Annotated in this window: 17 protein-coding genes; 7 read left to right on the plus strand and 10 right to left on the minus strand. The window is 54.2% G+C overall.

Translation table 11 applies throughout. The annotated features are described in order from the left end of the window. Positions 1 to 125: 125 nt before the first annotated feature. A complete protein-coding gene (lpxH, locus tag ACMGG3_RS01145) occupies positions 126 to 848 on the minus strand; it encodes a UDP-2,3-diacylglucosamine diphosphatase (RefSeq protein ID WP_279258963.1) in 723 nt (240 codons plus the stop codon). A gap of 3 nt (positions 849 to 851) precedes the next feature. Further along, on the minus strand, positions 852 to 1,346 hold the full coding sequence (gene ppiB, locus ACMGG3_RS01150; RefSeq protein ID WP_014168939.1) for a peptidylprolyl isomerase B: 495 nt from the start codon (positions 1,344 to 1,346) through the stop codon (positions 852 to 854). A 174-nt stretch (positions 1,347 to 1,520) separates the two neighbouring features. Between ppiB and cysS the strand changes: the two genes are divergently transcribed. After that, on the plus strand, positions 1,521 to 2,906 hold the full coding sequence (gene cysS / locus ACMGG3_RS01155) for a cysteine--tRNA ligase (RefSeq protein WP_020885161.1): 1,386 nt from the start codon (positions 1,521 to 1,523) through the stop codon (positions 2,904 to 2,906). Between the two features lie 78 nt (positions 2,907 to 2,984). Here cysS and ACMGG3_RS01160 read toward each other — a convergent pair whose 3' ends face one another. The 5 genes from ACMGG3_RS01160 to folD all read right to left on the minus strand — a co-directional run bounded on the left by ACMGG3_RS01160 (position 2,985) and on the right by folD (position 7,479). Further along, positions 2,985 to 3,506: a metal-dependent hydrolase gene (locus tag ACMGG3_RS01160; RefSeq protein WP_025204825.1), complete on the minus strand. Its 522-nt coding sequence runs from the start codon at positions 3,504 to 3,506 to the stop codon at positions 2,985 to 2,987. Between the two features lie 72 nt (positions 3,507 to 3,578). Then, positions 3,579 to 4,595: a Mal regulon transcriptional regulator MalI gene (malI, locus tag ACMGG3_RS01165; protein ID WP_410375308.1), complete on the minus strand. Its 1,017-nt coding sequence runs from the start codon at positions 4,593 to 4,595 to the stop codon at positions 3,579 to 3,581. An 84-nt stretch (positions 4,596 to 4,679) separates the two neighbouring features. Then, the gene (locus ACMGG3_RS01170) at positions 4,680 to 6,179 is read right to left on the minus strand and encodes a PTS transporter subunit EIIC (protein ID WP_014168943.1); all 1,500 of its coding nucleotides are present in this window, start codon (positions 6,177 to 6,179) and stop codon (positions 4,680 to 4,682) included. 219 nt (positions 6,180 to 6,398) lie between these two features. Continuing rightward, positions 6,399 to 6,611, minus strand: coding sequence for a ribosome-associated protein YbcJ (ybcJ, locus tag ACMGG3_RS01175; protein ID WP_014168944.1), 213 nt, complete (start codon positions 6,609 to 6,611; stop codon positions 6,399 to 6,401). Position 6,612: 1 nt separating this feature from the next. Beyond that, positions 6,613 to 7,479 carry a bifunctional methylenetetrahydrofolate dehydrogenase/methenyltetrahydrofolate cyclohydrolase FolD gene (gene folD / locus ACMGG3_RS01180; protein ID WP_014168945.1) on the minus strand — a complete coding sequence of 289 codons (867 nt, stop codon included), beginning with the start codon at positions 7,477 to 7,479 and terminating at the stop codon, positions 6,613 to 6,615. A 310-nt stretch (positions 7,480 to 7,789) separates the two neighbouring features. Here folD and fimA point away from each other — a divergent pair, with 310 nt between their 5' ends. The 6 genes from fimA (at position 7,790) to sfmF (ending at position 13,803) form a co-directional block, all read left to right on the plus strand. Beyond that, positions 7,790 to 8,353 (plus strand): type 1 fimbrial major subunit FimA, encoded by a 564-nt coding sequence (gene fimA, locus ACMGG3_RS01185; protein WP_014168946.1) that lies wholly within the window; start codon positions 7,790 to 7,792, stop codon positions 8,351 to 8,353. 67 nt (positions 8,354 to 8,420) lie between these two features. Next, positions 8,421 to 8,966, plus strand: a complete 546-nt coding sequence (gene fimI / locus ACMGG3_RS01190; RefSeq protein WP_020885157.1) for a type 1 fimbrial protein subunit FimI — start codon at positions 8,421 to 8,423, stop codon at positions 8,964 to 8,966. Between the two features lie 34 nt (positions 8,967 to 9,000). Continuing rightward, positions 9,001 to 9,693, plus strand: a complete 693-nt coding sequence (gene fimC, locus ACMGG3_RS01195) for a type 1 fimbria chaperone FimC (RefSeq protein ID WP_020885156.1) — start codon at positions 9,001 to 9,003, stop codon at positions 9,691 to 9,693. Positions 9,694 to 9,707: 14 nt separating this feature from the next. Next, positions 9,708 to 12,269 carry a fimbrial biogenesis usher protein gene (locus ACMGG3_RS01200; RefSeq protein WP_044866375.1) on the plus strand — a complete coding sequence of 854 codons (2,562 nt, stop codon included), beginning with the start codon at positions 9,708 to 9,710 and terminating at the stop codon, positions 12,267 to 12,269. Next, positions 12,262 to 13,269 carry a type 1 fimbria D-mannose specific adhesin FimH gene (gene fimH / locus ACMGG3_RS01205; RefSeq protein WP_020885154.1) on the plus strand — a complete coding sequence of 336 codons (1,008 nt, stop codon included), beginning with the start codon at positions 12,262 to 12,264 and terminating at the stop codon, positions 13,267 to 13,269. The genes ACMGG3_RS01200 and fimH overlap by 8 nt, the downstream gene beginning before the upstream one ends. A 9-nt stretch (positions 13,270 to 13,278) precedes the next feature. Further along, positions 13,279 to 13,803 (plus strand): fimbria assembly protein, encoded by a 525-nt coding sequence (gene sfmF / locus ACMGG3_RS01210; RefSeq protein WP_047356118.1) that lies wholly within the window; start codon positions 13,279 to 13,281, stop codon positions 13,801 to 13,803. Between the two features lie 51 nt (positions 13,804 to 13,854). Here sfmF and fimZ read toward each other — a convergent pair whose 3' ends face one another. From fimZ to ACMGG3_RS01225, 3 genes are all read right to left on the minus strand, one after another. Beyond that, positions 13,855 to 14,487 carry a fimbria biosynthesis transcriptional regulator FimZ gene (fimZ, locus tag ACMGG3_RS01215; protein ID WP_014168952.1) on the minus strand — a complete coding sequence of 211 codons (633 nt, stop codon included), beginning with the start codon at positions 14,485 to 14,487 and terminating at the stop codon, positions 13,855 to 13,857. A gap of 812 nt (positions 14,488 to 15,299) precedes the next feature. Continuing rightward, complete coding sequence (locus ACMGG3_RS01220) at positions 15,300 to 16,016, minus strand: helix-turn-helix transcriptional regulator (protein ID WP_014168953.1); 717 nt, start codon at positions 16,014 to 16,016, stop codon at positions 15,300 to 15,302. A gap of 24 nt (positions 16,017 to 16,040) precedes the next feature. Beyond that, the gene (locus ACMGG3_RS01225) at positions 16,041 to 16,739 is read right to left on the minus strand and encodes an EAL domain-containing protein (RefSeq protein ID WP_047744085.1); all 699 of its coding nucleotides are present in this window, start codon (positions 16,737 to 16,739) and stop codon (positions 16,041 to 16,043) included. Positions 16,740 to 16,931 lie beyond the last annotated feature (192 nt).

Here is a 16,931-nt window from a genome sequence, read left to right on the forward strand (position 1 = left end):
TAAATGTTTTATCTGGGATAGGGCGTGCTGCCCTGATGTGATAAATAGTAGGCCGACCACGGGCTGATTAAAATCGAAACAATTTGCCGATATTGTTCAAAAAAATAGAATGATTTTTTGGCGGGTTAAAACGGGAAAGCGATCAGTTCCACACCGTCAGGCGTGACGCTGACCATAGAACCTTCGCTGTGCCAGGCCCCCAGGACGACGCGGTGGGCCGCTTCGCCGTTGGCGGTAAGGGTATGCACATCGGGACGATGAGTATGACCGTGGATCAACCACTGAACGCGGTGTTTTTCCATGACCCTGACTACCGCCTGGGGATTAACGTCCATAATGGCCATGGATTTGCCGCTGTTGGCGGCCTTACTGTCGGCACGCATTCTGGCTGCGATCCGCTTGCGGATAAACAGCGGCAGAGCCAGGAATAGTTTTTGGATCCACGGGGTATGAACCTTAGCGCGAAACGCCTGATAGCCGGTGTCGTCAGTGCAGAGTGTGTCACCGTGCATGATTAACACCTTTCGGCCATAAAGGTCGAGCACCCGCTCTTCCGGCAGCAGCGTCATGCCGCTTTCGCGGGCGTAGCGCTTGCCGAGCAGGAAATCACGGTTGCCGTGGATAAAGAAGCAGGGGACGCCGGAATCGACCAGCGTTTTAATGGCAGCCGCCATCTCACGGTGCAGCGGGTTGGGATCGTCGTCGCCAATCCAGGCTTCAAACAGGTCACCCAGAATGTAAAGTGCATCGGCACTTTTCGCTTCACCGCGTAAAAAACGCAGAAAACCGGCGGTGATCGCCGGTTCTTCTGTTTGCAGGTGCAAATCTGCAATAAAGAGTGTCGCCACGAATTACTCGCTGACGGTCACGCTGTTAATCACGACGTCTTCTTTTGGAACGTCCTGATGCATGCCGCTGCGGCCGGTCGCCACGGCTTTGATTTTGTCGACTACGTCCATACCTTCAACCACTTCTGCGAAGACGCAGTAGCCCCAACCCTGCAGGCTTTCGCCGGAGAAGTTCAGGAAGTCGTTGTCAGCAACGTTGATGAAGAACTGGGCTGTTGCAGAGTGAGGAGCCTGCGTACGCGCCATCGCCAGCGTACCACGGGTGTTTTTCAGACCGTTGTTCGCTTCGTTTTTGATCGCTTCTTTCGTCGCTTTCTGGTTCATGCCAGGTTCGAAACCGCCGCCCTGGATCATAAAGCCGTTGATCACGCGGTGGAAAATAGTGTTGTTGTAGAAACCTTCGCGGCAGTAGTCCAGGAAGTTTTTAACTGTTTCAGGCGCTTTGTCATCAAAGGTTTTGATTACGATATCGCCATGATTAGTGTGGAAAGTAACCATTTTTGCATCCTGTTCCGTTATTGTGGTACGTCGACCCGCGTTTGGGTCATCTATAGGGGCTTGTTATAGCATAACCACAGGATGCGATCACCTTGCATTGTGTGCTGCTTCAGGTTTGAATTACAGGTAGAATAACCGGTTTTCAACCACACACGTGTTTACATGGAATCTTCGATGTTAAAAATCTTTAATACAATGACGCGCCAAAAAGAGGAATTTAAACCTATCCATGCCGGGGAAGTCGGCATGTACGTGTGTGGTATTACGGTTTACGATCTCTGTCATATCGGCCATGGCCGTACCTTTGTTGCATTCGACGTTGTCTCGCGCTACCTGCGTTTTCTGGGCTACAACCTGAAATACGTGCGTAACATCACCGACATCGACGACAAAATCATCAAGCGCGCGAACGAAAATGGCGAAAGCTTTGTTGCGCTGGTGGATCGTATGATCGCGGAAATGCACAAAGATTTCGACGCCCTGAATATTCAGCGTCCGGACAGCGAGCCGCGTGCCACCCACCATATCCACGAAATTATCGACATCACCGAAAAGCTGATCGAACGTGGTCACGCCTATGTGGCCGATAACGGTGACGTGATGTTCTCCGTGCCGACTGACCCTACCTACGGTCAGCTTTCCCGTCAGGATCTGGATCAGCTGCAGGCCGGTGCGCGCGTTGATGTGGTGGACGTGAAGCGTAACCCGATGGACTTCGTGCTGTGGAAGATGTCCAAAGAGGGCGAACCAAGCTGGCCTTCCCCGTGGGGCGAAGGGCGTCCTGGCTGGCACATTGAGTGCTCGGCGATGAACTGCAAACAGCTGGGCAAACATTTCGATATTCACGGTGGCGGTTCGGATCTGATGTTCCCGCACCATGAAAACGAAATTGCACAGTCAACCTGTGCGCATGGTGGCGAGTACGTGAACTACTGGATGCACTCCGGGATGGTGATGGTTGACCGTGAGAAGATGTCTAAATCTCTGGGCAACTTCTTCACCGTGCGCGACGTGCTGAAATATTACGATGCGGAAACCGTGCGCTACTTCCTGATGTCTGGTCACTATCGCAGCCAGCTGAACTACAGCGAAGAGAACCTGAAACAGGCGCGTGCGGCGCTGGAGCGTCTGTACACTGCCCTGCGCGGTACCGATAAATCTGTACCCGCGGCAGGCGGTGAGGCATTTGAAGCGCGCTTTATTGACGTGATGAACGATGACTTCAACACGCCGGAAGCCTACTCCGTGCTGTTTGATATGGCGCGTGAAGTTAACCGTCTGAAGTCAGAAGATATGGCGGCAGCGAATGCATTGGCCTCCCATCTGCGTAAGCTCTCTTCGGTACTGGGTCTGCTGGAGCAGGAACCGGATCTGTTCCTGCAAAGCGGTGCACAGGCGGACGATAGCGAAGTGGCGGAGATTGAGCAACTTATCAACGCGCGTCTGGAAGCGCGTCAGGCGAAAGACTGGGCGGCAGCAGATGCCGCGCGTAACCGTCTGACGGAAATGGGCATCATTCTGGAAGATGGCCCGCAGGGAACCACCTGGCGTCGGAAATAATTCTGGTGCGCGCTGATGCCCTCTCCCACCGGGAAAGGGTGCAAACACTAAAACGGCAACTGGGTTGCCGTTTTGCTTTTACCTCCGCTTCCACCACAACAGCCCCATCAGCACGACCCCTGGCAGCCACACCCACAGCAGTTCCGACATAATCACCTGATGCCCGTAGGGCGTGGTATAGCGTGACAGCGCAAACGGCGCGACCTTAATGACCTGCCACGGTGCAAAGAACCGTTCATCTGACCACGGCCACAGCCAGCCGACGCCTTTCCCACCGGTGGTGATGGAATCCAGCAAGCTGTGCGACAGCAGAGACACGGTTAAGAACAGCCAGCAGCGGGTCAGACTTGCCCGAAACCATCGTCGGCCCATCAGTACGCAAAGTATCGGCACCACAAAGGCAAACAGCAGGGAATGGGTAAAGCCGCGGTGGCCGAACACATTGCCGTAGGCAACGCCGAACTTAAACGCCAGCACGTCGGCGTCCGGCAGCATGGCGAGGACGACGCCGGCAAACAGCAGGCGGGGAGGGATGATTTTACTTCCCAGGCCTAAACCCAGACACAAAGGCACTGCAGCGTGGGTGATAACGGTAGGCATTGCGATTATCCATGGCAAAGCAGGGAAATATAGCAGCGAATGGGCGCAATGAGGATGGTGTTAGCGTCTTATTTACGCCGATTCCCGGGCAATAAGCTGCCCGGAAAGGGTGATACGCTGTGTTTGCAGATCCGGCTCTTTTAGCTTGCGGATGATCAACCCCACCGCCTGACGCCCCGTCTCCTCACTGGCGGAGGAAACGTAGGTAAACGAGGGAGACGTCAGGTTCACGTGCAGCATATCTTCAAAACCGACCAGCGCGACCTGCTGGGTGAGAAACACATCTTTCCCCACGGTGCGCCCCACCTGATGAATGCCGGAGATGGAGCCGATCATCGCATCCGGCGAGTGGCAGAGCAGGGCGGTAATGGTGTTGTTTTTTTCCAGCAGCTGGCGGGTGGCGAAACCTGCGGCCAGCGTGTCATCGCTACACGCAGGCGAGTATTCCTCACGCCAGACCAGGCCGTTCTGGGTCATCGCGCTGCGAAAGCCGAGCAGACGCTGCTCGCGGATAAGGCAGCCTTCACGACCCCCAATGTAGGCAATGTTGCGGTGTCCGCGCTCGATAAGATAACGCGCGGCAAGGTTCGCCGCCTGGCGATTGTCGCGCATCACCAGATTGCATTTTTCATCCAGCAGGGACTGAGAGACCACCACCAGCGGCAGCGGGCACTGGCGTATGTGTTCCGGCAGCGAGGATGCCCGGGTGTCAGAGGCCAGATAGATAACGCCGGCGACCCCTTGCTGTTTAAACGACAGCAGGCAGCGCTCAAGATGTTCATGGTCGTTCAGCGGCTGGCCGAGGAAAACCATATACCCCTGTCTCTCCAGCTCCTGGACGATGCTCGCCATCACCTTGATGGAAAAGCTGTCGCTAAAGTCGCGCAGGATCAGGCCGATCAGGTTGGAGGTGTTGGCGCGGAGGTTGGCAGCGGCGACGTTGTGAACATAGCCCAGCGTAGTGATGGCAGCATTGACCTTCGCGATCGTTGCGTCTGAAATCTTCCCTTTCTGGCGCAGCACCAGCGACACGGTGGAGACCGAAACGCCCGCATGCTTTGCGACATCAATGATGCTGACTTTCTTCAAAACCGCTCCCTGAAATTTACCGATTATCAGCCAGATAAGACAACGTCCCCCAGCGTACAGGAGACGTGTCGTTCAGGCATCTTATTATTTGCCAATCATGGTGGACATGGTCTGGGCGATAAACTGTGCTCTGGCACCGAAAATCACCTGAATACCGTTATCACCGACGAACACTACGCCGCGGGCGCCAAGGCCGTTCAGACCGTCCTTATCAACCGCTTCACTTTTTGCCACTTCCAGGCGCAGACGGGTGATGCAGGAGCCGACGGAGTCGATGTTGTGCGCGCCGCCCAGCAGGTTGATGATCTCTGTAGCGAGTTCTGAATCTGACTTATCGTCCGCACTGGCGGTCACTTCTGTACGGCCCGGCGTTTTCACGTCGAAACGACGGATCACAAAGCGGAACGTGAAGTAGTAAATCAGGCCCATCGGAATGCCGATAATAATGGCGTTCAGGAAGTTGGTTTTGTAGCCGTTAAATGACGGCAGGATCCCGAACGAGAGGTAGTCGATAAAGCCCGCAGAGAACGACTTGGCGATATGCGCATGCAGCAGATACATGGTCATGTACGCCAGACCGGCCATGATGGCGTTAAAGACGTACAGAATAGGGGCGACGAAGATAAAGGTAAATTCAACCGGCTCGGTGATCCCCGTCAGGAAGCAGGTGAGCGCCGCAGAGAACAAAATACCGGCCGCGATTTTCTTATTTTTGGTGTGCGCTTCGTGGTACATCGCCAGACACGCCGCAGGCAGCGCGAACAGCATCAGCGGGAATTCACCCTGCATGAACTTACCGGCGTTCTGGTAGCTGTCACTGCTGAAGGATTTGACCCCTTCTTCGAGCATCTTAAACCAGATGGTCTGGTCGCCGTGAATCACCTGACCGGCCTGGGTGGTGTAATCCCCAAACGAATACCAGAAAGAGGGATACCAGATGTGGTGCAGGCCGAGTGGGATCAGCGCACGTTCCACCAGACCGAAGATAAAGGTCGAGGCTGCCTGATTATCGCCATTAACCACCACGGAGAGCGCATCGATGCCCGCCTGGATATGCTGCCAGACATACGGCAACAGCAGGCCGAGCAGGAAAGAGAGAAACGCTGTCGCAATCGCCACAAAGCGTTTCCCGGAGAAGAACCCGAGGAACTCTGGCAGCTGCAGGGTGTGGAAACGGTTATAGCACCAGGCGGCGAGAATACCGCAGATCAGGCCGCCGAAGACGCCCATCTGCAACGTCGGGATGCCGACCACCATCGCGTATTTGCCGCCCTGAGACGCCATTTCCGGCGTGATGCTCAAGACGGTGCTGATGGTGATGTTGGTGACAAACACCGAGACCGCCGCCGAGAGCGCGGCAATGCCGGACTCGGATGCCAGCCCCACGGCGGAACCAATGGCAAACAGCATCGGCAGGTTATCAAAGATAACCCCGCCCGCGTTCATCATCAGCGGCAGGTGAAACTTATCGCCAAAGGCCAGCAGCAGGCCCGCAGCGGGAAGCAGTGAAATTGGCAGCATTAACGCGCGACCAATCATCGATAATTTAGAGAGCGATTTAACAAACCCTGATATCAGACTCATGCTGATTTCCCCCGAGTAGCGCTTTTTTTTGCGCTGTTATTGTAAGTAGAACGTTTTAGTAGAACGTTCTACTTATCGTGGGGAAAGAGTGAAAAACGCGCAACAGAATTTTCACTTTTCAACAGATGAAATAGTGATTATTTGAAGTCGATCGATAATTAACCGTGATGGGTGTGGGGAAATGTGGGTTCCCTCTCCCGACGGGAGAGGGGGAGAGCATCAGGCGGTCACCGTCACGGTTTGCCCTTCAAAGCTCACGGTCTGACCCGCGACAATTTTGCAGCGCTTGCGGGTTTCCACTGCGCCGTCCACCTTAACAAGCCCGTCGGCAATGGCGATTTTGGCCTGCGCGCCGCTTTCGGTCCAGCCTTCCAGCTTCAGCAGATCGCACAGCTCAACGTGCGGGTGTTTACCTAATGAAAATGTGGCCATCTTACGCGTCCTCTACGTCGTGGTACTCTTCGCATGCCTGCAAAGTATTCTGAATCAGTGTGGCAACGGTCATCGGGCCTACGCCGCCCGGAACTGGGGTAATGTAAGAGGCGCGAGCCGCAGCATCTTCGTAAACCACGTCACCGACCACTTTCCCGTTTTCCAGACGGTTAATACCGACGTCCACAACGATCGCGCCTTCTTTAATCCATTCACCCGGAATAAAGCCCGGCTTCCCGACCGCCACGATCAGCAGATCGGCGTTTTCTACGTGATGACGCAGATTTTTGGTGAAGCGGTGGGTCACGGTGGTGGTGCAACCAGCGAGCAGCAGCTCCATGCTCATCGGACGGCCGACAATGTTTGATGCGCCAATGACCACGGCGTTCAGACCGTAGGTATCGATGTTATAACGCTCCAGCAGCGTAACGATACCGCGCGGCGTGCACGGACGCAGACGCGGGGCGCGCTGGCACAGACGGCCCACGTTGTACGGGTGGAAACCGTCGACGTCTTTGTCGGGGGCGATACGTTCCAGCACCTTCACGTTGTCGATGCCGGCTGGCAGCGGCAGCTGAACCAGAATACCGTCGATCGCGTTGTCGGCATTCAGGGTATCAATAAGTTCCAGCAGCTCTGCTTCGCTGGTGGTTTCCGGCAAATCGTAAGAGCGGGAGACGAACCCCACCTCTTCACACGCTTTGCGTTTGCTGCCGACATAAATCTGCGATGCCGGGTTGCTGCCGACCAGCACAACGGCTAGCCCGGGGGCGCGTTTTCCGGCAGCTTTACGCGCCTTCACTTTTTCCGCGACCTCAGAGCGCACCTGCTGCGCAATCGTTTTACCGTCAATAATCTTTGCTGCCATCAGAGAGAAGATTCCGTCTGTAACGTTTGAAAGGGGGGATTGCCTGTATTTTGTCAGAAGCGAGCGCCGCTGTCAGTCACCCTTTGCGAGTTTTCATCAGGAGGCCGTAAAAACCCTTCTGAGGGGATGGTCAATTTCTTAGGCAGGATTAGGATGTGACCTGGCGAAATGACAGCGTTTTGACATATTTTAAAATACATTCATGAGCTACTTTGTCTCCTCCGAAATAAGCTTTCAATTAATCAATTGAACGTATTTCTTATTCCCGATTATTCGCGGGAAGGGTTATTTACATTTTAAAGGAATAGACATGAAACTCAGCAACATTGCTTCTACTGTTATTGCTACTCTGGCCCTGGTTGCGGGTGCCGCAAATGCAGCAGATCCAGCCACTCCGGTTACCGTAAATGGCGGTACCGTACACTTTAAAGGTGAACTGGTTAATGCTGCATGTTCAGTAAATACTGATTCTTCCGAGCAGACGGTTAACCTGGGCCAATACCGTACCGCGAAGTTCACGAAAGTGGGTGACACCACCTCTAATATTCCGTTCACCATTGAACTGAATGATTGTGACCCGCTGGTTGCGAAAACGGCCGCAGTTGCGTTCACCGGTCAGATCGACGCGACCGACAAAACCCTGCTGGCGGTAACCTCTGGTAACAACGACAACTCCGCGAAGGGCGTGGGCATCGAGATCCTCGACAGCAAATCCACCACCCTGACTCCAGATGGTTCAACCTTCTCTGCCGCGCAGAACCTGATCGAAGGGACTAACACCCTGAACTTCACCGCGCGTTACAAATCAACGGCTGCGACCACCGAGCCAGGCCAGGCAAACGCTGACGCCACTTTCGTAATGAAATACGAGTAATTCCTCCGCACAGGGATGTTCAGGCCTCAGGGAAGAGGCCGTCATACGCTAAGGCCAGGAACGAAGGATGACAAGGACCGGAACACTACTGCTGTTAACCCTTGCGATGGCCTGCCAGGCCTCAGCACATACCGTGGTGATCGACGGCGGCAAAGTTCATCTCAGAGGTGAGCTGGTGAACGGCGGCTGCGCCGTGGCACCCGACAGCCAGAACATGCGCATCGAAATGGGGCAGTACCGAACCAATTCATTTTCCGGTGTTGGCAGTTTTTCCACGGTCAATGTGCCCTTCACCGTGCGGCTGCTGGATTGCAGCGTGGATGTCTCGCGCACCGTGGGGATCCAGTTTCAGGGTGTTACGCCAGCAGAAGATCCGCAGGTTTTTCTGGCGACATCGCGGCCAGGTGAATCACCGATAAGCAGCGGCGTCGGGCTGGCTCTTTTTGACGAACAACAACGTCAGATTATCCCGAACGCAACGGCCGTCAGCTGGTTGCCGGTGAATACCAGTGAGCTTGCGTTTCATTTTAGCGCCCGCTATCGGGCTATTTCCGAACACCTCGTGCCAGGCAATATTCAGTCAGATGTCTGGTTTACGTTGATTTATCCATAACACCTGCGAACACATTATTAAAGGTACGGTTGTGATGAATACCCTAATTAAACCAGGACTGTTTTTATCGTTAATTTTAATGATGGTTTCTGCATGCGCAAATGCTTCCGGCGGTATTGCGCTGGGGGCCACCCGCGTTATTTATCCGGCAGATGCAAAGCAAACTTCGCTGGCGATCACCAACAGCAATAAACAAGAGCGCTATTTAATCAACGCGTGGATCGAAAATGCGAACGGGCAAAAAGAAAAAACCTTTGCCGTGACCCCGCCGCTGTTTGTCAGCGAGCCGGACAGCGAAAATACGCTGCGCATTATTTATGCCGGGCCCGCGCTGCCTGCCGATCGTGAATCGCTCTTCTACATGAACGTGAAAGCGATCCCGTCCGTGAACAAAGCGAAAACGGAAAACAATAACGTGCTGCAGCTGGCCATCCTGTCGCGGATCAAGCTGTTTGTCCGCCCGACAAATTTGCCGATGCAGCCGGAAGAGGCGCTCTCGCAGCTGCGTTTTGAGCGCGTCGGCAACCACCTCAAAGTCAGTAACGCTTCGCCGTATTACATCACGCTGGTCAATATGAAGCTGGGCGGACAGACACTGGATAACCTGATGGTTGCGCCTAAAAACTCGGCGCAGCAGGTACTGCCAGCCGCCGCAAGCGGTACGCTCTCCTGGCAGAGCGTGAATGACTACGGTGCCATTACGCCGGCGCGTAGCGTCAACCTGTGAGCAGAGTCAGGGCGATGAATAATCACCAGGGACGTTACTGCCCGGTCGCACTGGCGCTGATGGCAGCGCTCTGGCCACAGGCTGGCTGGAGCGAAAGCTACTTTAACCCGGCCTTCTTGTCCGATGACACCGCCAACGTGGCGGATTTATCGCGTTTTGAACAAGGCCACCAGCAGGCGCCTGGCGTTTATCGCGTGGATATCTGGCGTAACGATGAGTTTATCGCGACGCAGGATGTGCGCTTCGAGCAGGCCGACAATACACCGCCGGTTGCCGGTGGGTTGTCGCCGTGCATTACGCGCGTGATGCTGGAGCGTTTTGGCGTCAATATCGCGGCCTTTCCTGAGCTGGTTAACGTGAAAGGGGAGACCTGTATACCCCTGGCGAAGGCTATTCCCGGCAGTGAGATCGCGTTCAACTTCGCCTCGCTGCGCCTGAATATCAGCCTGCCACAGGTGGCGATGCAGAACAGCGCACGCGGCTACATTCCGCCCGATCAATGGGATGAAGGGATCCCTGCCGCGCTGGTGAACTACAGCTTTACCGGCAACCGCGGGAGCGAGGACGACAGCTATTATCTGAACCTGCAGAGCGGGCTGAACTATGGCGCGTGGCGTTTACGCAATAATGGCGCATGGCGTTACACGCAGAATAACGGGCAGCGGCACAGCAACTGGCAGAATATTGGCACCTGGGCGCAGCGCACCGTGATCCCGCTGAAAAGCGAGCTGGTGCTGGGCGACAGCAATACCGGTAATGACGTTTTCGACAGCGTGGGCTTTCGCGGCGGGCGGCTCTTCTCGTCTGACAGCATGTACCCGGACAGCCTGCAGGGCTACGCGCCAACCGTTCGCGGCATCGCCCGGACGCCCGCCAAAGTGGTCGTTCGACAAAACGGCTACGTTATCTATCAAAGCTATGTACAGCCTGGCGCCTTTGCCATCACCGATCTTAACCCAACCTCGTCAAGCGGTGACCTTGAGGTGACGGTTGAAGAGAAGGATGGCAGCCAGCAGCGCTATACCGTGCCGTATTCCACCGTGCCCCTCCTGCAGCGCGAAGGGCGCTGGAAGTATGATCTGGTGGCCGGGGATTACCGCAGCGGCAACAGCGAACAGGATACGCCATTCTTCACGCAGGGTACGTTGATTACCGGGCTTGGCGACGGCTACACGCTGTACGGCGGTACCCAACTCGCGTCACGTTATACCGCGGTGGCCATCGGGGCCGGGAAAAACCTCGGTGACTGGGGGGCGGTGTCGCTCGATATTACCCATGCCCGCAGCCAGCTTGCGGATGACAGCCGCCATGAAGGGCAGTCGCTGCGTTTCCTCTATGCAAAATCGCTTAACGGATTCGGAACCAACTTCCAGCTGCTGGGCTACCGCTACTCCACAAAAGGGTTCTACACCCTGGATGATGTCGCGTGGCGTTCGATGGAAGGCTACCAGTATGCCGACAACCAGGATGATGACGGTGTGCCGGATGTGGAGAGTTATCACAACCTGACGTGGAATAAAAAAGGGCGCTTCCAGCTCAATATTTCCCAGTCGCTGGGGGATTACGGCTCGGTCTATATCTCCGGTAGTGAACAGACGTACTGGGGCACCGATGAGTCCAACCTCTGGTATCAACTGGGGTACGCGGGCGGCGTGAAGGGCATCAACTACTCTGTGTCCTGGTCATGGAACAAATCCGTCGGGATAGACGGCACGGACCGAATCGCGTCGTTTAACGTCTCCGTACCGTTCAGCCTCTTTACCCGCCAGGGTTTTCGTCGGGACAGCGCCATTGACCGCGCCTATGCTACGGCGTCAGCCAGCCGTAATAGTGATGGCGACACAAGCTGGCAAACCGGGGTCAGTGGGACGTTGCTGGAAGATCGCAACCTGAACTACAGCGTGACCCAGGGCCACACCAGCAATAACGGCTCAAGCGGAAGCGCCAGCGCGAACTGGCAGGCAACCTACGGCACGCTGGGTGTTGGCTACAACTACGCACGCGACCAGCACGATCTCAACTGGCAGCTCTCCGGCGGCGTGGTCGGCCATGCGGATGGCGTAACCTTCAGCCAGCCGCTGGGTGATACCAACGTTCTGATCAAAGCGCCGGGAGCATCGGGCGTGAGCGTGGAAAACCAGACCGGTGTGAAAACCGACTGGCGTGGCTATGCGGTGATGCCGTATGCCACCGTCTACCGCTATAACCGCGTGGCGCTGGATACCAACACCATGAGCAATAACACCGATATCGAAAATAACGTGAGCAGCGTGGTGCCGACAAAAGGGGCGCTGGTGCGCGCCAGCTTTGATACCCGTATTGGCGTGCGCGCCCTGCTGACCGTCACGCGCGGCAACCAGCCTGTGCCATTCGGTGCCGTGGTGCGTGAAACCCAGAGCGGCGTCACCAGTATGGTGGGCGATGACGGACAGATTTACCTGAGCGGCCTGCCGCTGGAAGGTGAACTGCTGATCCAGTGGGGCAACGGGATGCAATCCCAGTGTCGTGCGCACTACAGCTTGCCAGAAAAGAGCCTGCAACAGGCAATCACACTTAAGGGGATTCGCTGTGAGTAAAATCCATTGCCTGGCTTTATCACTTCTCTCTATTTTGCCCGTGGGGAATGCCTTAGCCACCGTGTGTGTGAATGAAAAGGGCGTCCCTACGGAGGTGCATTACGACCTGACGGATAAATTTAACAGTTCGAATAACCAGATCGGACAGGTGGTGACGCTCAGCGAGAAATCGCAGTGGGTGGGGGTGAATGCCGTCTGCCCGAAGGGTACCACCGGGAACACGACCAAACGTAGTTATGTTACCGATTACCCGGTCACGGGAACAAGTGATGGCTATCAGTACCTGAAGCTAAACGACTATCTGGATGGGGCAATGAAAATTACGGACAGCTTTGCTGGCGTATTTTATCCGCCCAAAAGTTACATCCAGATGGGGAGTCACCCGAACGTCTCTAAAAACAAACCGTTTGGCGTTCAGGATTCCAGCCTCGTCTTTCGCCTCAAAGTGACCCGAAGGTTTATTAATATGGTGGTGATCCCGCGGGCGACCATGTTCCGCGTCTATGTCACCACTACCTCTTCTGATCCGTTAACCTCGCCGGTCTACACCATCAGCTACAGCGGGACCATTCAGGTGCCGCAAAGCTGCGCCATCAATGCGGGGAATATCGTGGAGTTTGACTTCGGCGATATCGGTGCCTCCCTGTTCAGCAAGGCCGGGGCGGGTAACAAACCGGAGGGGGTAACCGCGCAAAGCAAAACCATCGCCATCAAATGCACCAACGTGGAAGCGAACGCAATGCTGACGATGCGCGTTGAGGCAGAAAAGGTCTCCAGCAACGCGGTGGTGTCGGATAACCCCGATGTGGGGTTTGTGATTGCCAACGAAAGCGGTACCCCGCTAACGCCCAACAACCTGACCAGCAAAATCCCGTTCCGTCTCGACGACAGCGCGCAGGCGCAGGTGGGGATCCGGGTCTGGCCGGTCAGCGTGACGGGGAATAAGCCTGCGGAAGGCCGTTTTACGTCGCGGGGTTATCTGCGTGTGGATTACGATTAAGGGGAAGAGATGCGGAACCGGAACTGGCATTTCGCCGCGATGACACTGATGATGCTTCACGCCAGCGCGCAGGCAGCCACTGCGCTGGGGGAGATCAATATTCAGATGTACGGCAACATTGTTGATTTTACCTGTGTGGCCGAGGGCAGCGATAGCGACAAGAGCGTTACGCTGGGAACCTGGCCCACGAAACAGCTCAGCACCACGGGAAGCCGCACGCAGCCCATGCCGTTTACGCTGAAGCTGACCGGCTGTCCGCCTGGTGCGGCGTCCATCACGTTTTCGGGTAAAGCCGACGGAAGCAATAACGGGTTACTGGCGCTCAATGACGCCAGTACGGCAAGCAACGTTGCCGTCGAGATCAGGGATGCGGATAAAACGCGTCTGGCACTTCAGGAGGCCAGCCAGCCGGTAGCGGTTGATGCGCAGGGAAATGCGACATTGTCATTTTATGCCAATTATATTGCCACTGCTGATAACCCTCAGCCCGGACGGGCTGATGCTGATGCCACCTTCATGATTAATTATAATTAGCGCTGACCGCACTCCCTGCAGCTCGGATAAGCTGCAGGGAGTGAATTCAGGTTATAGCAGTTCGTGTGCTTTGGCATAATCAATTAATTCAACGATGCTTTGCACACCCAGCTTGGAATAAATATTGGATTTATGTGCGCTGATGGTTTTGTTGCTTAATAGCAACTGCTCTGCAATCTCCTTATTGGATAAACCATTTGCCAGGTAACGTAATACCGTCACCTCACGATTCGATAATGGCATATCCGCGACCATCCCTTTCCCCGAACCCAAATGGTTTATAAAATTCAACGTTTCCGACGGGAAAAAAGAATAGCCCATCAGGATCATTTCAACGGCGTTGTAGATCTCGCCCAAATCTTTTCGTTTACTGACAAAACCATTTGCCCCGGCGCGAATGGCGCGTCCCGCGTAAAAAGACTCGGATTTTGAAGAGAGGAACAGGACCTTGATGTCTTTATTTAAGTTTCTGATTCTCTTCAGTAAAGCGAAGCCATCTGTGCCCGTAAGTTCGATGTCCAGGATCACCAGATCGATAGGGTGGTTACGGATACAGTCAAGGACTTCATGGCTGTCGCCAGACTTGAGTTTGACTGTGATGTTTTTATTTTTCTGTAGCAGGACTTCTATCGACATTCTGACGATAGGGTGTTCGTCCATAATGATAACGGATGCCGGTTTCATTTTTAATGCCTCAGACTGTTAAAAGCGTTATGCCGAGTTTGGTTAAAACTCTCGAAATGCCGGAAGGATAAATGTGCAGATCCTTATACCGTAGTATTTCCCTGGAAAGAGCGAAAGCATCCTTGTTAACGTAGTGAAGAAATCTATGCCTCAGCGCGGTCATCTCATTTGGCTGGTGTTGGCAAAAAGGTTTTTCTTATTCATATTTGATACGCGTCTTATTATACCGTGTAAGTTTTTTCCGAAAACCCTGTAAATTACCCCTCGCTTATTACTTTGTATTATCTTCTGGATCCGAATAGCTATTTTTTTAAAATTAGCTTAAATATCCTGTTATCCCATTTACCACATCTTTTGATCTTTATGTAATAACAAAAAATGACATATCACACTGTATGTTGATCAAATGTTAACAAATCGACGGCCGTTTTCAGGGGCTGAAAGCGGGAACGGATGGTGAAAAAGTGTTCACAGAGGGCACCAGACCTTCGTTTGAAAGTGATCGGGTCGCCGCCGGAAAGGGCACCCGTCGTACAGCAGAACATACTACAGACTTCGCTTTCGACTGCCAGGCAGTCTCGCCGAGCCGCTTGTTTTTACATCATTATCGTCTTATTAACTCCTTTATCAAACACTTAACGCACGGAGGAAAGTGCTGCAGATTATTCATTCTGTGACATTTCACATGGTTTAAGCCCGTAAATTAGGAATAGTTATAAAATTGAAATTATTGTTAAAATTTAACAAATAAGCAACATGATTGATAAGTAAATTCCTAAAGGTCTTTAGGAAATAAGGGCTTAGTGGGTGGGTTAGAAGGTGCAGTCTGAGAGGTTATTGAGAAGGTGCAGCAGTTCCTGGCGATGGGTCAGACCCAGTTTCAACAGAATGCAGCTGAGACGATAGATAATGCGGCTATAGGGGCGATTCTGCATCAACGCTATCTGGCGAAGGGTCTTCCCCCGCGATAACTCCTGCAAAATAGGCCATTCGGTGCGGGAGAACCAGTCTTTATCGCAGCCCTGGGGAGGGCTGGTATCCATCAGGCTGTGCTGGAAAGCAGACGGCGTCAGCTGACGTTCGAGCACGTGAAAAGGACCCGCCGCTTTGCAGAACAGGCGAGTATCGTAATTATCCGCCCTGACTAACAGATAGGGCGTCAGAAAAGGGGGATAGAGGCTATGCCTTCTGAGCTGATCCAGCTTGTCGATCAGCGCAGTGGAGCGGCTTTCAATATCCACCACCAGGCGGGCGGAAGGCCACTGGGCCAGGGCGCTAAACGCATCCTCCAGCGTGGGATAGTCGCAACAGCTGCTCAGGGGGAATTGGCCGTTGAGAAAACCGGTGCGTAGAAAATGATCCTCCGTCACCAGAATGATAAACGGAGCGTCTGTTTTGCGGGGCTGGCTGATGGACTGACTCAAAAATTCGAGCCGGTCGAAGAAGGGGGGAGCAAAAGGCGAGTGCGTAAATCCCAGTGCATCACTTCCTGTACGCCGCCGCCGGTAACGGCGCACTGTCATTCGCATGGCCTCCCCCCTGGAAATGGCTTTTTAATCCTCCGGCCATGTCCAGGACGGCCAGTAATAGCCCTGGCCGAGTTCTGCGCCTGCCTGCAGTGCCCAGGTACAATCCTGCTCAGTCTCAATACCTTCAATAAGCACTTTCCCGGCAAGCTGAAAGCACCGGGACACCAGTTGCCGTAGCGCGGGCGTGGCGCGTAGACGCCAGAATGCATCCTTATCGATTTTTACGCCGCTTAACGGTAACCGGCAGGATAAAAAGGGCGGGATGAGTGTTTCATCAATGTCATCCAGCCAGATACCGTGACCTTGTCTTATGAGCTGCAACAGGCTCCGGGTAACGGTCTGCCTCTGCGCGGCTGACAGCGTTAAAAAAGCACTGGGGTCGACAAGTTCAATATTCAGCGGCGGACATTTTATCCGGCTAAGCCGCTGAAAAGCGTCGGGCTCTGTCAGGACGGTTATCGGCAGATTAATGAAAAAATTATTACAGTGCGGGGTATTTTTTAACGCGGTGAGCTGTGCTTCAAGCAGCGTTATCGACCAGTCTGCAGACTGATGGCGGAAAAAGGCTTCGCTATGCTGCGTTTCAGACAGGACGCTAAGGACCTCCACGCCGACCCTGCGTAAAGAGGAGAGGGCGACGATGGGCTCAAGTTTGATGCCGACGATGTCCTGAGAAAGGTACTGTAACCGGGGGGGCGTATAGGTCAGGTTTTGCGCTGTCACTCCATGGTCCTGTTGTCTGTCAGCCTCCAGGCGGCCGGGATACCTCACACTAGTGTGACGAGCTGACGCTCAGGAAAACAGCAGGCGTTACTTAAATGCAACTAAGCCTTTTCGCAGCGCGAAATTCTACGACGGAAAAGCGATGAATGTTGAAAAAACAGCCGTATTTACAATCGGCTAGCGGTAATTGCC

The organism is Enterobacter sp. BNK-18 (genome assembly GCF_047456135.1).
Classification (GTDB): domain Bacteria; phylum Pseudomonadota; class Gammaproteobacteria; order Enterobacterales; family Enterobacteriaceae; genus Enterobacter; species Enterobacter ludwigii.

What these genes read in the sequence shown, in the direction of transcription:
- ppiB (WP_014168939.1), bottom strand. Translation starts at nt 1,346, where the DNA reads ATGGTTACTTTCCACACTAATCATGGCGATATCGTAATCAAAACCTTT.
- cysS (WP_020885161.1), top strand. Translation starts at nt 1,521, where the DNA reads ATGTTAAAAATCTTTAATACAATGACGCGCCAAAAAGAGGAATTTAAA.
- ACMGG3_RS01160 (WP_025204825.1), bottom strand. Translation starts at nt 3,506, where the DNA reads ATGCCTACCGTTATCACCCACGCTGCAGTGCCTTTGTGTCTGGGTTTA.
- ACMGG3_RS01170 (WP_014168943.1), bottom strand. Translation starts at nt 6,179, where the DNA reads ATGAGTCTGATATCAGGGTTTGTTAAATCGCTCTCTAAATTATCGATG.
- ybcJ (WP_014168944.1), bottom strand. Translation starts at nt 6,611, where the DNA reads ATGGCCACATTTTCATTAGGTAAACACCCGCACGTTGAGCTGTGCGAT.
- folD (WP_014168945.1), bottom strand. Translation starts at nt 7,479, where the DNA reads ATGGCAGCAAAGATTATTGACGGTAAAACGATTGCGCAGCAGGTGCGC.
- fimA (WP_014168946.1), top strand. Translation starts at nt 7,790, where the DNA reads ATGAAACTCAGCAACATTGCTTCTACTGTTATTGCTACTCTGGCCCTG.
- fimI (WP_020885157.1), top strand. Translation starts at nt 8,421, where the DNA reads ATGACAAGGACCGGAACACTACTGCTGTTAACCCTTGCGATGGCCTGC.
- fimC (WP_020885156.1), top strand. Translation starts at nt 9,001, where the DNA reads ATGAATACCCTAATTAAACCAGGACTGTTTTTATCGTTAATTTTAATG.
- ACMGG3_RS01200 (WP_044866375.1), top strand. Translation starts at nt 9,708, where the DNA reads ATGAATAATCACCAGGGACGTTACTGCCCGGTCGCACTGGCGCTGATG.
- sfmF (WP_047356118.1), top strand. Translation starts at nt 13,279, where the DNA reads ATGCGGAACCGGAACTGGCATTTCGCCGCGATGACACTGATGATGCTT.
- fimZ (WP_014168952.1), bottom strand. Translation starts at nt 14,487, where the DNA reads ATGAAACCGGCATCCGTTATCATTATGGACGAACACCCTATCGTCAGA.
- ACMGG3_RS01220 (WP_014168953.1), bottom strand. Translation starts at nt 16,016, where the DNA reads ATGCGAATGACAGTGCGCCGTTACCGGCGGCGGCGTACAGGAAGTGAT.